Consider the following 14,380-nt stretch of genomic DNA (forward strand, 5'->3'; position numbering starts at 1 on the left):
CCGCCGACTTTTACTGCATTGTCATGCAGTTAAAGTCGTTGGGCCGAGCAGCCCGCTGACGCGGCCTGCGGACGCGCTGAGATTTTTGAGAACCGATTCTAAGGCGGCGAATCACAAACAGTGCGAAATTCCGCACAAATTGGGAATTGGGTGTGTGGATTTCCGCACTGCGAGCCCAGTGGCGCGAGCCCAGGTCCCGAATGCCTGCCTATAAGTGATTATGTTTTAATCAAAAATTTACCGAGTGCATCAATGGTCAACAAAAAGTTGAGTGGTACATATCGATTCGGTTCACTCCCCGTCATGTGGCGCATTGAGCGCTTCGAAGATCTATCTATGAAGTCTGGGAGGAAGAGACTGATGAAATTCCTGACAACGGCCGCAACCGCTGTTGCGCTGACAGTAACCGCCACCGCTGGCATGGCTGCCTGCGAAGACGGTGAAATTGTCGTCAAGTTCGCTCATGTAACCAATACAGACAAACACCCCAAGGGGATTGCGGCATCTTTGCTCGAGCAGCGGGTGAATGACGAAATGAACGGCGTCATGTGCATGGAAGTGTTCCCGAACTCGACCTTGTATAACGACGACAAAGTGCTTGAGGCGATGTTGCAAGGCGATGTGCAACTGGCCGCACCCTCACTGTCAAAGTTCGAGAAGTTCACCAAACAGTTCCGTCTGTTTGACTTGCCGTTCATGTTCAAGAACATCGACGCAGTGGACGCGTTTCAGGCTTCGGACGCAGGTCAGGCGATGAAAGACAGCATGCAGCGCCGCGGCCTACAGGGGCTGGCGTTCTGGCACAACGGTATGAAGCAGATGTCGGCGAACAAACCATTGGTTGATCCGTCGGATGCAGATGGTTTGAAATTCCGCGTGCAGTCTTCTGACGTTCTGGTGGCGCAAATGGAAGCCATCGGTGGAAGCCCGCAGAAAATGGCATTCTCGGAAGTATACGGTGCGCTGCAGCAGGGTGTTGTGGACGGTCAAGAAAACACTTGGTCGAACATCTACGGCAAGAAGTTCTTTGAAGTGCAGGACGGTATTACCGAAACGAACCACGGCATCATCGACTATCTGGTCGTGACATCGGTCGATTGGCTGGACAGCCTGGACCCAGAGGTTCGTGAACAGTTCCTGACCATCTTGTCCGAAGTAACCGAGACACGGAACAAAGAAGCGTTTTCTGTGAATGAAGCCGCCAAACAGTCTGTGATCGACGCAGGTGGAACCATTCGTGAGCTGACACCGGAACAACGTCAGGCGTGGGTCGACACGATGAAGCCCGTTTGGGACAAATTCGCGGGTGATGTCGGTCAGGACAAGATCGACGCTGCACAAGCAATCAACGCCGGGTTCTGATCCCGGTTCAGACAGCGCGTCGGGGGACTGGGGAGTTATCGACGCGCGGTCAGGGCGGGCCTGGAAGGCCCGCCACCCTTTACTCTCATCTACAAAAAATGCGGGGACAGAGAGATGTCTGGTGCGAAACCCGGCCAAGGCGGGCTGGTCGACCATATCGAAGAGACAATGATCGCGCTGTTGTTGGGCATTATGACGGTTGTCACATTTGCCAACGTGATCGCGCGTTTTGTCTTTAACTCCAATATTCTGTGGGCGCTGGAGCTGACGGTATTCACCTTTGGCTGGCTGGTGCTTTTGGGCGCATCCTACGCGGTGAAAAAGCACGCGCATCTGGGTGTAGACGCGATCCTGAACATGCTGCAACCCGCGCCGCGCCGTATTCTGGCGCTGATTGCGGTGGCCTGCTGTCTGGTGTTCTCGCTGCTGCTGCTCAAAGGGTCGTACGACTATTGGGCTGTTTTTGCAGACTTGCCGCCCACCTCAGGCCGATGGTTCCCAACCGGGTTCGATACCAGCGCGCGCAGTCAGAGTTTCTACGAAGTTGACGATATCCCAATGGTCGCTCCGCTGCGATTTCTGGAAGACATGATCAACTACGGCGAAGGATACGAGAAGATTCCCAAAGTCATACCTTACCTGGTTCTTCCAGTTTCGATGGTGCTGTTGGTGTTTCGGTTCAGCCAGGTTGCCGTTCAAATCTGGCGCGGCGAAACCGACCGACTTGTCGCCAGCCATGAAGTCGAGGACGAGATCGAAGAAGTCCGCGCTCAGCAAGGGGAGCAAAACTGATGGACGTCGTACTTCTATTCTCGATGGTCATCGGCCTGCTGCTGATCGGTGTTCCGATTGCGGTTGCGCTTGGCCTCAGCTCGACCCTGTTCCTGCTGATCTACTCTGACAGCTCGCTGGCTTCGGTCGCGGGAACGCTGTTCGAGGCGTTCGAGGGGCACTTTACCCTGCTGGCGATCCCGTTCTTTATCCTTGCCTCGTCGTTCATGACGACCGGAGGGGTGGCACGCCGGATCATCCGGTTTTCGATTGCTTGCGTGGGGCATTTGCCCGGTGGTCTGGCTATTGCGGGCGTGTTTGCCTGTATGTTGTTTGCCGCTTTGTCGGGGTCATCTCCGGCGACTGTTGTGGCCATCGGTTCGATCGTGATCGCGGGCATGCGTCAGGTGGGGTACTCCAAGGAATTCGCCGCCGGTGTGATTTGTAACGCGGGTACGTTGGGCATTCTGATCCCGCCGTCCATCGTTATGGTCGTCTACGCCGCCGCCGTTGAGGTTTCGGTCGGCCGCATGTTCCTTGCCGGTGTCATTCCGGGCCTGATGGCTGGTCTGATGTTGATGATCACCATCTACATAATGGCCAAGGTCAAGAACCTGCCCAAAGGCGACTGGAAGGGTTGGGGCGAAATCTTCACCTCGGCGCGCGAAGCCGGTTGGGGCCTGTTCCTGATCGTCATCATTCTGGGCGGTATCTACGGCGGTATCTTTACCCCGACCGAGGCTGCAGCGGTGGCCGCCGTCTACGCCTTCCTGATCGCCAGCTTTGTCTACAAGGATATGGGGCCGCTCAGCACAGAAGAGGGTACGCCGAACCTGCCGCTGATGAAGAAGCCCTATGCGCTGGTGACTGCGTTTTTCCACCCCGACACCAAGCATACGCTGTTCGAGGCAGGCAAGCTGACCGTCACGCTGCTATTCGTGATCGCCAACGCGTTGATCCTCAAACACGTACTGACCGACGAGCAGGTGCCCCAGCACATCGCCAGCGCCATGCTGTCGGCGGGTCTGGGTCCGGTGACCTTCCTGATCGTAGTCAACGTTATTCTGCTGATCGGCGGTCAGTTCATGGAGCCTTCGGGCCTGCTGGTCATCGTCGCACCGTTGGTGTTCCCGATTGCCATTGAGCTGGGCATCGACCCGATCCATCTGGGCATCATCATGGTGGTGAATATGGAGATCGGGATGATTACCCCTCCGGTTGGGCTGAACCTGTTCGTAACCTCGGGCGTCGCTGGTATGCCAATGATGGGCGTGGTCAAGGCAGCACTACCATTCCTGGCCGTGCTGTTCGTCTTCCTGATCATGGTCACGTATATCCCCTGGATATCGACTTTCCTGCCCAATACCTTCATGGGGCCAGAGATCATAACCAACTGACGACGATAAAACTATTCAGAACCGGGCAGGGAGACTTGCCCGGTTTTTTCATTCATACATTGTGAAATCAATTTGAGACCTTAAGTAAGGACCAAGGACGACCTTCCCATCATGGGCAATCATTCGGGACGACCCGAACGGATATGAGGTCCGACATGGCTTGGATTTATCTTCTCTTCGCTGGTCTTCTTGAAATCGTGTGGGCAATTTCCATGAAGCAATCGGCAGGCTTTACCCGGCTCTGGCCGACTGTGGTGATGAGCGTGTCAATGATAGGCTCATTTGGTCTTTTGGCCATGGCAATGCGCACCCTACCACTGGGAACCGCCTATGTGATCTGGACTGGTATTGGCGCTATGGGCGCGTTCTTGGTTGGGGTCACGTTTTTGGGCGAAAGCCTGAACGCCACAAGGGTGTTTGCGGCCGTGTTGGTTTTGGCCGGTCTTGTCACAATGAAACTGGCCTGAGCTGAACGCTCAGGCCTTTTGCAATGCTTCAATGATTCCCGAGAAATCCGAAGCCTTCAGGCTTGCGCCGCCGACCAGTGCACCGTCGACATTGGAAACGGCGAAGATTTCAGCCGCGTTGCTGGGTTTAACGGATCCACCGTAAAGCAGGCGAACCGACCGTCCGACACCTTCGCCAAAGCGGCGCTCAAGCCGCGCGCGGATAAAGTCGTGCACTTCGCCGATCTCGTCCAATGTCGGGACCTTTCCGGTTCCGATGGCCCAAATTGGCTCATAGGCCACGATCAAGTTTTCACCTGTGGATTGATCAGGAATCGACCCGGACATCTGACCGCCGATAATATCCAGCGTATTTGCGGCGTCACGCTGTTCCAGACTTTCGCCGACGCAGATGATGGCTTTCAGACCTGCATCCATGACGGCCCGTGCCTTGGCGCGGACATCTTCGTTCTGTTCACCATGGTCTTCGCGCCGTTCCGAATGCCCCAGAATGACCATGTCGGCCCCTGCATCGACCAGCATTTCGGCACTGACATCACCGGTATGCGCCCCAGATTCCGCCGCATGACAATCCTGCCCGCCGACCGAGATGCCGGAATTGCCAACAGTCTGAGCCGCACGATGAAGCAAGGTCGCGGGAGGGCAAATCAAAACGTCGACCGAAGGGGAAGGGAAGGCTTTGGCCAAAGTGTCGAGCTCTGCCAAGGCTGATGACGTTCCATTCATCTTCCAATTTCCCGCCGCTAGCTTGCGCCGCATCATAGATACCCCCAAATAAGCTGTTGTTTGCACTCCGGATAACACCACACAGGCGTGCTGACAATTCTGGTTGCGGAAGACGCCCCAAAACGGCAGATATCCCATGCAATCAATGAGGCCGGTATGATCAACGAACTGAACCTATCCAAGCTGGACCAACGCGACCCGACCGAGGTTGCTCGTTTGCTGCAGTCGATCAGCGAGGTTGGTTTCCTGACGGTTTCCAATACCGGACTCGATGCTGCCCGATGCCAACAGGTCATTGGCGCGTACCGAGAGTTTTTTCACTTACCCGTCGCGGAAAAAGAGCAGGTTGATATGGCGGCGACTGGCTCAAACCGGGGTTGGGGGGCATCACAGTCTGAACATGTCGACCCGAATGCAAACCCGGATTTCAAAGAGGTGTTCGATTGCGGCTATGAACTGCCAGCCGGCAACGCCTATCTTGATCGCGGGCTGAGCGTCTATGCACCCAATCTCTGGCCAAAGGTCCCAGGCGATTTCCAGAGGGTTGTTCAGGCCTACTACGCCGATGCCTGTGCGGTTGCGATGCGCGTTTTGCGAGCGATCGCATATGCCCTTGGCCGCAGCGCGGACAGTTTTGACAGCGCTTTCGAAACCCCGATGGCTTTGTTACGCGGAAATTATTATCCCGAGCGTCCTGCGTGGGCTGGCTCTCGGGATTTTGGCATCGGCGCACATACCGACTACGGATGCCTTACGCTTTTGGCGACAGACGGCACTCCGGGTCTTGAGGTGAAGATGCCCGATGGTCATTGGGAACAAATCACGGCGTCGCCCGGCACGTATGTTATTAACTTCGGAGAGATGCTGGAGTTTTGGACAGCAGGTCGGGTCAAAGCGACCCTTCACCGGGTAATCGGCGGGAATGAAGAAAGAATCTCGGTGCCGTTATTTTTCAACCCGTCTTACGACACCAATGTTGCCCCGCCTGAAGCGGACAAGGTTATCCGCGCGGGCGATCATCTGACACGCCGGTTCAACGAAACATACGTCCATTTGAAAGCGTCTTAGCCTTGGGTCGACAGGCTTTCATCAAACTTGATCGACTCACCGCAGCCACAGGCATCAACGACGTTCGGATTTCTGAACTTGAAGCCGGATTCCAGTAACGACACTTCGTAGTCGATCTCGGTGCCGAACAAAAACATCTGTGCCATGGGCGCGATCATGACGCGTGCGCCATCTTGCTCGACCACTTCGTCGTTGGCATCCGCTTCGTCGACATAGTCCATGGTATATTCCATACCCGCGCAGCCACCTTTTTTTACGCCAATGCGCAGGCCCGCGTGTCCGCCCGTTTCCATCAGGCGTACGATTTGAGCCGCCGCTTTAGGCGTCATCGTCACGGCTTGTTTGCCGGGAATGCCGAACATGGTGATCTCCGTTGTCGCGCGTCACACATAACTTAGTGGGGCGAGGCGACAGTCTCAAGTCATAGCAGGGCTTCTTACCTAACTTTTACGGTCAGGCAAATGTCGATGGTCGTCGATTTAACTTTGCTTGCCTTATGAAGCCTACGCGTCCTAGCCTTGTAAATATCGAGCATTTTCTGAAGAAACAGGAGGCAATCATGCACACAGGATTTAGAAAACTAACAATATTACATTTGCTTGTCCTTCTGTCCTTAACTGGCACCGCCGTAAATGCCGCGACTGAGGACAAGCGTCACCCAGTCAATTGCGCAACGGCCGAAGGTGATTTGCGTGCCATAGCGGCAGAACGAAAACATGCACAGGATCAACAGGTGGAAAGTGTAGCCGCCATTACACCAGCCGGAGCGTTGTTGGGCCTTGTGACAGGGACCGAGAAGAAAAGGTTATCCATGCTTTCAGGGGATTACGTAAAGCAGCTCGACCAAAGAGCTGACGAAATCAGGACCACTTGCGGGGTAGAATGACCCCTAAAACTTAAAAACCGCTGCACGGTGACAGCGGTTTTTCAAAGAAATCTTGTGTGTTTCGGCTGGGTTTACATGAAACCCAGTTCTAGACGTGCTTCGTCTGACATCATCTCCATGCCCCAGGGGGGCTCCCAAGTCAGTTCCACGTCAACATCTTTAACGCCGGCAACCGGTTCAATTGCCTCGACGATCCATCCCGGCATTTCGCCGGCAACCGGGCAGCCCGGAGCTGTGAGCGTCATGATCACCTTGACCGCATTGTCCTGAGCGATGTCTATCGTATAGATCAGGCCCAGATCGTAGATATTCACCGGTATTTCAGGGTCATAGACGGTGCGGCAAGCCTCTACCACTGCGTCATACAGCGGGTGCTCAATGGTCGAAGGCGCGATTAGTGGTGTGCCTTCAAACTGTTCACTCGGGTGAGTCATTCGTGCCTCGGGTCTGTTTCCTGAGCTTTTATATAGGGAAAGCCACGGGCAGCGTCCAGTAGTGCCGTGGCGCCCATTGAGGGCGCCGACGGATTTATTCGTTGATGTCGTGCTTGAATGTCTTCACCTGACCATGCGGCAAGGAAAACATTCGACGCAGAGCCAGCCATGCAACAAGCGACAATACCGCAAAGATCAAAAGCAGCACCGGCAGTGACGGGGCAATTCCTGGAACAACCAGCAACAGGCCCGTTATGGCGGCCCCGATGGCAAACCCGAGGAAGATGAACCCTGGCAGGACGATCTCCAGAATTCCCAGCGCCAAAGCAGCAGCCAGCCAGATCCACCATGTCAGCCAGAACGGATCGGCCATTATTTACCTCCCCTCAGCATTTTGAACGCATCGCCAAACGCCTCAAGCGCATTTGCGGGTAGGACAATTGTTTGTGCGCCATCGCCATTACCCAGAGCGTTAAGGGCTTCGACTTGTTTCAGTGCTACTTGATATTGAGCAGCCTCGATGCCGTTGTCCTGGATCGCTTTGGCGACAACGCCTGTTGCGTAGGCTTCGGCCTCGGCCTCAATCCGACGGGCTTTAGCAGATTGTTCAGCGGCGTAGAGTTCGGCATCCGCCTGCAACTCGACCGAGCGTTTCTGTCCTTCGGCTTCTGTCACCTGGGCACGGCGGGCACGTTCAGCGTTCAACTGCTGCAACATCGCATCACGCGTTGCCTGATCAAGGTTAACATCCAGAATTTCGGCGCGCGTCACTTGGATACCCCAATCATCCACGGCGGTTTCTACGCTTTCCTGAATGCGGGTGATCAACTGCGCGCGGTTCGACTGAACTTCGTCCAGATCCATCTTACCAATTTCTGCACGGACAATACCTGCAACGGTGGTCGCGATGGCGCCATCAACGTCGCGGATACGGTAAACGGTCTTTTCAGGCTCGAGAATCCGGTAGAAAACCGATGTGTCGATTTGAACAAGAACGTTGTCCTTGGTGATCGCGTCTTGCGTAGCGTTCGGCAACTGGCGCTCTAGAATAGATATCTTGTGACGCGCAACATCAAGAAAAGGGACGATAAAGTTGATGCCGGGGCCAAGTACCGAGTGAAGGCGTCCAAACCTTTCGACCACATATTTTTCCGATTGCGGCACGATTTTTATGCCTTTGAAAATCACAACGACGATCAGAACCGCCGCAAGCAGGTAAATGATATTCGATGAAAGCAATCCTATAATCTGGTCTTCGGTCATATCTGTCCTCGTTTATTGTGTACTATAGTATACATTTGGGTATTGAATCGCCCATTTTCAACTCAGGTATGGATGGAATAGCTGGTGATGCAAGTCTTTGAACCTGTATATGTGTTGGGGAAACAGCTAAATGTGGCTGCTTTGCATCCCTGGTTGATTGCGCTATCGGGCAGGGATGAAACTGATTATCGACACAGATCCCGGTATCGACGACGCAATGGCGATTGCCTATGCCGTTGCCGCGCCCGAGATAGACTTGCTTGGGCTAACAACGGTCTTCGGCAACACACACGTGCGTCAATCCAGCCGCAATGCCCGGTTTTTGCTGCATAAACTTGGATCGCCCGCTTCGGTCGCCGAAGGTGCAAAGGCCGCGCAGGGCAAGGATACTCACATACCATCTGATGGCGTGCATGGGCCCGAAGGGTTTGGTGACGTGGTCGATATCCCTCAGATCGGTGAAAATCATCGGTTGCAAGCAGCGGAATACCTAGTCGAAATGGCCAGAGCGCATAAGGGCGAACTGGTTGTTTGTGCAGTGGGTCCATTGACTAATGTCGCCGCCGCAATGCGCTTGGATTGTCAGTTTTCGTCCAATATCAAACGGTTGGTCATTATGGGTGGCGCTGTGTTTTGTCGCGGCAACGTCACAGACCACGCCGAGGCGAATATTTACCATGACGTCCAGGCGGCGGATGAGGTTTTCGCAGCTCCGCCAGAAACGGTTTTGGTGGGCTTGGATGTGACGCTAAAGACGCTCTACAAATCGGCCGATTTCGAGGCTTTGGCGTTACAGGCACCTGAAATCGGCGGTTTTATTCGAGATATTTCCAAGTTCTACCTGCGTTTCTACAAAGAAGTCAGCGGTTTGGATGGATGCGGCTTGCACGACTCAACAGCGGTAATCGCCTGCACACATGCAGCGATGTTTGATATGGTTGAAACCGGTATTTGTGTTGTTACAGATGGCCCAGAGTTTGGTGCAACACGAGTTGATGCGACACGGCCTGCGGTCCGCGTTTGTCGCGACGTCGATGGGGCGGGGGTCGTCGATCTGTTTACGAGACGGGTCGCATCACTTGCGTGACGGGTTGCAATAGGCACTTAGATCAGGCAAATGCTGGCCGGTTCTGATACCCTGAGGCCCCAATGACCGACCGTTTCTCATTTGATTTGAAAGCCACAGACGGCAAGGCCCGGACCGGTGTAATTCGTACACCACGTGGCGATGTGCGGACGCCCGCTTTCATGCCGGTTGGAACCGCGGCGACAGTCAAAGCGATGATGCCCGAAAGCGTGCGAGAAACTGGCGCGGACATTCTGTTGGGCAATACTTACCACCTGATGTTGCGTCCGACGGCCGAAAGGATCGACCGTCTGGGTGGATTGCATAAGTTCATGAATTGGGAACGACCGATCCTGACGGACTCGGGTGGGTTTCAGGTCATGTCGCTGGCCGGGTTGCGAAAATTGACGGAAAAAGGCGTGACCTTCAAATCCCATATTGATGGTTCGAAACATGAACTTACACCTGAACGTTCCATGCAAATCCAGCGATTGCTCGGGTCAGATATCGTGATGTGTTTTGACGAATGCCCTGCCTTGCCCGCGGATCGGGATCGCATTGCCGAGTCGATGCGGCTTTCAATGCGGTGGGCGCAGCGTTCGCGCGATGCGTTCGGTGATCGGCCGGGGCATGCTTTGTTTGGTATTCAACAAGGTGGGCTAGAGCAGGATTTTCGTGAGGAGTCCGCCCAATCACTTAAGGAGATCGGGTTTGAAGGGTACGCTGTCGGCGGTCTGGCCGTTGGAGAAGGTCAGGAGGCCATGTTTAGCGTCCTGGATTTCGCCCCTGATATGCTGCCGCAAGACAAACCGCGCTACCTGATGGGGGTCGGCAAACCTGATGATATCGTCGGTGCGGTTGCGCGGGGTATAGATATGATGGATTGTGTACTGCCGTCTCGGTCGGGGCGGACGGGGCAGGTCTTTACACGTTACGGTGTCGTGAACATCAAAAACGCCCGCCACGCTGACGATCCTAGGCCACTGGATGAAAAATGCACATGCCCCGCGTGTTCGCATTATTCCCGGGCCTACTTGCATCACGTTTTCCGCGCCAACGAGATGATCTCAGGTATGCTGCTGACATGGCATAACCTTCATTACTTTCAAGAGATTATGCAGGGTATGCGAATTGCAATATCCGCAGGGAGATTCGATCTGTGGCAGGCTGATTTCCATGCGCAACGCGCGCAAGGCGATATCGAACCTATTTAGCCGCGCAGCATCTGGCGTCCCTGAAGCGTTCCATCCCGTCGCCCCTGAAAGCGACGCTTCATGCTGTGAACGGTGTCCCGAAAGTCATTGGACAGGTACAGGAATAGTCGCCGCCCAGCGGGAACATTAATCAATTGTCGTGTATATTCGACGATGCACTTGTTCCCTTTTGGAAAAATTTTGACCTCAACGATTTGATCCGGGTCCCAGCCACCGGGTTTTGATTTTGCGCGGTACCGGAATGCCGTGTAAGGCTCGGCGTGTTCAACATAGACCTCCAGCGTGCCATTCTCAAAACCGTCCCGCCGCGGAAGGGTCATGACAAAACTGGCATCGCTGTTGTGCCCTGACGGCATGTATTCCACGTTTGGCCAATAAAAGGCGTTTTGGTTTTCGGGGGTCGGGAAAAAGGCTCGCCAAATTTCCTCGGGCGTTCCGACAAGACGAAACCTCTTGGTGTGCTTCTTCATGTCCTTCCTGTAAACATCTGAAAACCAAGGTCCATATAGTGCTGAAAAAACGGCCAATGGCAGCAGGCCGAGTAAAACACAGCTTGCCCAAGTTGGAATTTCAAACGCGGGCGCAAAGGTCCGAATACCTTGGTCAATTATCATGGCAAATGTCAGGCCAACCAAGAACACTTCGAGGAGAGGCAAGAGAACTGGCGCAATAACGGCCAGTACAACGATCGGAGTGCCCACGCAGATTGCAAGGACGATTGCCGCTGCGACCACCGCTAAGGGGCCACGGACTTCTACGGGCCAGTCTGCATAGCCAAATGCGATTCCGAAGGCATAGAAGATCGACAGCAAAACACTGCACAGAACAAATCGCCGATATTGAAGAAAAATGCGTGTTATCATTTGGCTGTCAGGTCCATACGAACGATGTTGCCTGAGGCAACTGAAGGTTGTTTTGCCATAACAAGACGTTTGTATTTGGGCTAAACTTTGACCATCGCTGGACAATGGCGCGCGTTTTTCACAGCTTTTTCAAACCGGTGTTACTTATCCCCAAAATTTGTCAAAGCGTCATGAATGTCGCCTTGCCCTTGCCGGGCACAACGTTCATTCTGCAACTTGAAAACCCGGCGATGAGGTTGAAAAAGGGCACGGAAGCCCCACCTTTATCGTCCAAACAGGAGACGGTCAGGCGTTGCCTCTAGAAGGGACCGGTGCCGTCTTGCCAATGATAAGGATAGAGCATGCAAGAGCCTCTTAATTCCTCGTACCCTGTACTGCCGCTGCGCGACATCGTGGTGTTCCCACATATGATCGTGCCGCTGTTTGTGGGTCGGGAAAAATCCGTCCGCGCACTGGAAGAAGTGATGCAGGACGACAAGCAGATTCTGCTGTCCAGCCAGATTGATCCGGGCGACGATGATCCGGTCGAGGACGGGATTTACCGGTCCGGTGTTCTGGCAAACGTTTTGCAGTTGCTGAAACTGCCGGACGGCACTGTGAAGGTGCTGGTCGAAGGGCAAGCACGCGTGCAGATCACCGAGTTTCTGGAAAACGAAGAGTTCTTTGAGGCACGCGCGGAATATCTGACCGAGATACCCGGCGACGTGACTACGACCGAGGCACTTTTGCGCACCGTCGCGGACGAATTCGAGCGTTATGCCAAAGTACGCAAGAACATCCCCGAAGAAGCGCTGACTGCTGTTGGCGAGACCACAGAGCCCGCAAAACTGGCTGATCTTGTGTCCGGTCACTTGGGCATTGAAGTCGAGCAAAAGCAGGAACTGCTTGAGACGCTTTCGGTCAGCGAGCGGCTTGAAAAGGTCTACGGCCTGATGCAGGGCGAGATGTCGGTGTTGCAGGTCGAGAAAAAGATCAAAACCCGCGTCAAATCCCAGATGGAGAAGACGCAGCGCGAGTACTACCTGAATGAGCAGATGAAAGCCATTCAGAAGGAGCTTGGCGATGGAGAGGACGGCAGTAACGAAGTTGCCGAACTGGAAGCCAAGATCACTGAGACCAAACTGTCCAAGGAAGCGCGCGAGAAGGCGGAGGGCGAGCTGAAAAAGCTCAAGAACATGTCGCCCATGTCGGCCGAAGCTACCGTGGTGCGCAACTATCTGGATTGGATCCTCGCCTTGCCGTGGGGCACGAAATCGCGTGTCAAAAAGGACCTGGGTCGCGCGCAAGACATTCTGGATGCCGATCACTATGGGCTTGAGAAGGTCAAAGAGCGGATCGTTGAGTATCTGGCGGTCCAGCAGCGCTCGAAAAAGCTGAAGGGCCCGATCCTGTGCCTTGTCGGCCCTCCGGGTGTGGGTAAAACCTCGCTGGGTAAGTCGGTTGCCAAGGCGACCGGGCGTGAGTTCATTCGCATCTCGCTTGGTGGCGTGCGCGACGAATCCGAGATTCGGGGTCACCGCCGGACTTACATCGGCTCGATGCCCGGTAAGATCATTCAAGCGCTGAAAAAGGCGAAAACCACGAACCCGCTGATCTTGTTGGATGAAATCGACAAGATGGGGCAGGATTTCCGTGGCGACCCGGCCTCGGCCATGCTCGAAGTGTTGGACCCAGAACAGAACAGCACGTTTATGGACCACTACCTTGAGGTCGAATACGACCTGTCCAACGTGATGTTCCTGACCACGTCGAACAGTTACAACATGCCCGGGCCTCTGCTGGACCGGATGGAGATCATCCCGCTGGCCGGTTACACCGAAGAGGAAAAGTCCGAGATCGCCAAGCAGCACCTGATCAGCAAGCAGGTCAAAAACCACGGCCTCAAAGCCAAGGAGTTTGAGCTGACAGATGACGCGCTGCAGTCCATCATCCGCACCTATACCCGTGAGGCGGGTGTTCGGAATCTGGAGCGTGAGATCGCCAAGGTGGCGCGGAAATCGCTGACCAAGATCATCAAGAAAGAGGCCGAATCCGTTACGGTAACGCCCGACAACTTGGATGAGTTCCTTGGCGTGCCCAAGTTCCGTTATGGTTTGGCGGAACAGGACGATCAGGTTGGTGTTGTGACCGGTCTGGCGTGGACTTCGGTCGGTGGTGACCTGCTGCACATCGAGGCGCTGAAATTACCTGGAAAAGGTCGAATGAAGACCACGGGTAAACTGGGCGACGTGATGAAGGAATCCATTGATGCAGCTTCGTCCTATGTGCGGTCGATCTCTCCGCAGATTGGGGTAAAGCCGCCCAAGTTCGACACGTTGGATATTCACGTACACGTTCCGGACGGGGCAACGCCCAAGGACGGACCAAGCGCCGGTCTGGCGATGGTGACATCCATCGTGTCCGTGCTGACCGGAATCCCGGTTCGTAAGGATATCGCCATGACGGGCGAGGTGTCACTGCGTGGTAACGCGATGCCGATCGGTGGCCTTAAAGAAAAGCTGCTGGCGGCTCTGCGTGGTGGGATCAAGACTGTGCTTATCCCCGAGGAAAACGAAAAGGACCTAGCCGATATTCCCGACAATGTGAAGGAAGGGCTAGAGATTATTCCGGTGACCCATGTATCCGAGGTGCTGAAGCAGGCATTGGTTCGTGAGCCTGAAGCGATCGAATGGGACGAAGCGGCTGAAGAAGCTGCTGCTGCTGCCGCTAAGACATCCGACAGCTCGGGTGCGGCGGCGACAACCCATTAATTTCAGAAAACTGTGGGCGGGGCTTATGTCTCGCCCATAGTTCTATCACACACGCACTTCGTCGGTAGTGAGACTAGTCCGGCAAAGAGGGGAATGGTGGGTGATAAGAGATT

15 protein-coding genes are annotated in these 14,380 nt (G+C 54.6%); 9 read left to right on the plus strand and 6 right to left on the minus strand.

Going from position 1 to position 14,380, the window contains the following annotated elements; genetic code table 11:
* Window positions 1-360 precede the first annotated feature (360 nt).
* The 4 genes from ACR0DG_RS00085 (at window position 361) to ACR0DG_RS00100 (ending at window position 3,997) form a co-directional block, all read left to right on the plus strand.
* Window positions 361-1,362 (plus strand): DctP family TRAP transporter solute-binding subunit, encoded by a 1,002-nt coding sequence (locus ACR0DG_RS00085; RefSeq protein ID WP_480693357.1) that lies wholly within the window; start codon window positions 361-363, stop codon window positions 1,360-1,362.
* A 114-nt stretch (window positions 1,363-1,476) separates the two neighbouring features.
* Entirely contained in the window at window positions 1,477-2,154 is a 678-nt protein-coding gene (locus ACR0DG_RS00090; protein ID WP_480693358.1) for a TRAP transporter small permease, read from the plus strand.
* Window positions 2,154-3,530, plus strand: coding sequence for a TRAP transporter large permease (locus ACR0DG_RS00095; protein ID WP_480693359.1), 1,377 nt, complete (start codon window positions 2,154-2,156; stop codon window positions 3,528-3,530). The genes ACR0DG_RS00090 and ACR0DG_RS00095 overlap by 1 nt, the downstream gene beginning before the upstream one ends.
* A 155-nt stretch (window positions 3,531-3,685) precedes the next feature.
* The gene (locus ACR0DG_RS00100; protein WP_480693360.1) at window positions 3,686-3,997 is read left to right on the plus strand and encodes a DMT family transporter; all 312 of its coding nucleotides are present in this window, start codon (window positions 3,686-3,688) and stop codon (window positions 3,995-3,997) included.
* 9 nt (window positions 3,998-4,006) lie between these two features.
* On the opposite strand, the gene tpiA is transcribed toward ACR0DG_RS00100, so the two are convergent.
* A complete protein-coding gene (tpiA, locus tag ACR0DG_RS00105; protein WP_480694951.1) occupies window positions 4,007-4,756 on the minus strand; it encodes a triose-phosphate isomerase in 750 nt (249 codons plus the stop codon).
* A gap of 54 nt (window positions 4,757-4,810) precedes the next feature.
* Here tpiA and ACR0DG_RS00110 point away from each other — a divergent pair, with 54 nt between their 5' ends.
* Window positions 4,811-5,791, plus strand: a complete 981-nt coding sequence (locus ACR0DG_RS00110) for an isopenicillin N synthase family dioxygenase (RefSeq protein ID WP_480707006.1) — start codon at window positions 4,811-4,813, stop codon at window positions 5,789-5,791.
* Here ACR0DG_RS00110 and ACR0DG_RS00115 read toward each other — a convergent pair.
* Complete coding sequence (locus ACR0DG_RS00115; RefSeq protein ID WP_480693362.1) at window positions 5,788-6,153, minus strand: HesB/IscA family protein; 366 nt, start codon at window positions 6,151-6,153, stop codon at window positions 5,788-5,790. The two genes, ACR0DG_RS00110 and ACR0DG_RS00115, sit on opposite strands and share 4 nt — an antisense overlap.
* 197 nt (window positions 6,154-6,350) lie before the next feature.
* Here ACR0DG_RS00115 and ACR0DG_RS00120 point away from each other — a divergent pair, with 197 nt between their 5' ends.
* On the plus strand, window positions 6,351-6,677 hold the full coding sequence (locus ACR0DG_RS00120) for a hypothetical protein (protein ID WP_480693363.1): 327 nt from the start codon (window positions 6,351-6,353) through the stop codon (window positions 6,675-6,677).
* A gap of 71 nt (window positions 6,678-6,748) precedes the next feature.
* Here ACR0DG_RS00120 and ACR0DG_RS00125 read toward each other — a convergent pair whose 3' ends face one another.
* From ACR0DG_RS00125 to ACR0DG_RS00135, 3 genes are all read right to left on the minus strand, one after another.
* On the minus strand, window positions 6,749-7,111 hold the full coding sequence (locus ACR0DG_RS00125; protein ID WP_480693364.1) for an SUF system Fe-S cluster assembly protein: 363 nt from the start codon (window positions 7,109-7,111) through the stop codon (window positions 6,749-6,751).
* A 94-nt stretch (window positions 7,112-7,205) separates the two neighbouring features.
* Window positions 7,206-7,484 (minus strand): NfeD family protein, encoded by a 279-nt coding sequence (locus ACR0DG_RS00130; RefSeq protein ID WP_480693365.1) that lies wholly within the window; start codon window positions 7,482-7,484, stop codon window positions 7,206-7,208.
* Window positions 7,484-8,374, minus strand: a complete 891-nt coding sequence (locus ACR0DG_RS00135; protein ID WP_480693366.1) for an SPFH domain-containing protein — start codon at window positions 8,372-8,374, stop codon at window positions 7,484-7,486. Before ACR0DG_RS00135 ends, ACR0DG_RS00130 begins: the two co-directional genes overlap by 1 nt.
* Before the next feature lie 175 nt (window positions 8,375-8,549).
* Between ACR0DG_RS00135 and ACR0DG_RS00140 the strand changes: the two genes are divergently transcribed.
* Together ACR0DG_RS00140 and tgt are read left to right on the plus strand one after the other, a co-directional pair.
* A complete protein-coding gene (locus tag ACR0DG_RS00140) occupies window positions 8,550-9,461 on the plus strand; it encodes a nucleoside hydrolase (RefSeq protein WP_480693367.1) in 912 nt (303 codons plus the stop codon).
* Window positions 9,462-9,523: 62 nt separating this feature from the next.
* On the plus strand, window positions 9,524-10,654 hold the full coding sequence (tgt, locus tag ACR0DG_RS00145) for a tRNA guanosine(34) transglycosylase Tgt (protein WP_480693368.1): 1,131 nt from the start codon (window positions 9,524-9,526) through the stop codon (window positions 10,652-10,654).
* Here the strand turns inward: tgt and ACR0DG_RS00150 are convergent.
* A complete protein-coding gene (locus ACR0DG_RS00150; protein WP_480693369.1) occupies window positions 10,651-11,517 on the minus strand; it encodes a hypothetical protein in 867 nt (288 codons plus the stop codon). The two genes, tgt and ACR0DG_RS00150, sit on opposite strands and share 4 nt — an antisense overlap.
* Before the next feature lie 341 nt (window positions 11,518-11,858).
* Here ACR0DG_RS00150 and lon point away from each other — a divergent pair, with 341 nt between their 5' ends.
* Window positions 11,859-14,267 (plus strand): endopeptidase La, encoded by a 2,409-nt coding sequence (gene lon / locus ACR0DG_RS00155; protein ID WP_480693370.1) that lies wholly within the window; start codon window positions 11,859-11,861, stop codon window positions 14,265-14,267.
* Window positions 14,268-14,380 lie beyond the last annotated feature (113 nt).

It is taken from the genome of Ruegeria sp. BG8 (assembly GCF_056538325.1).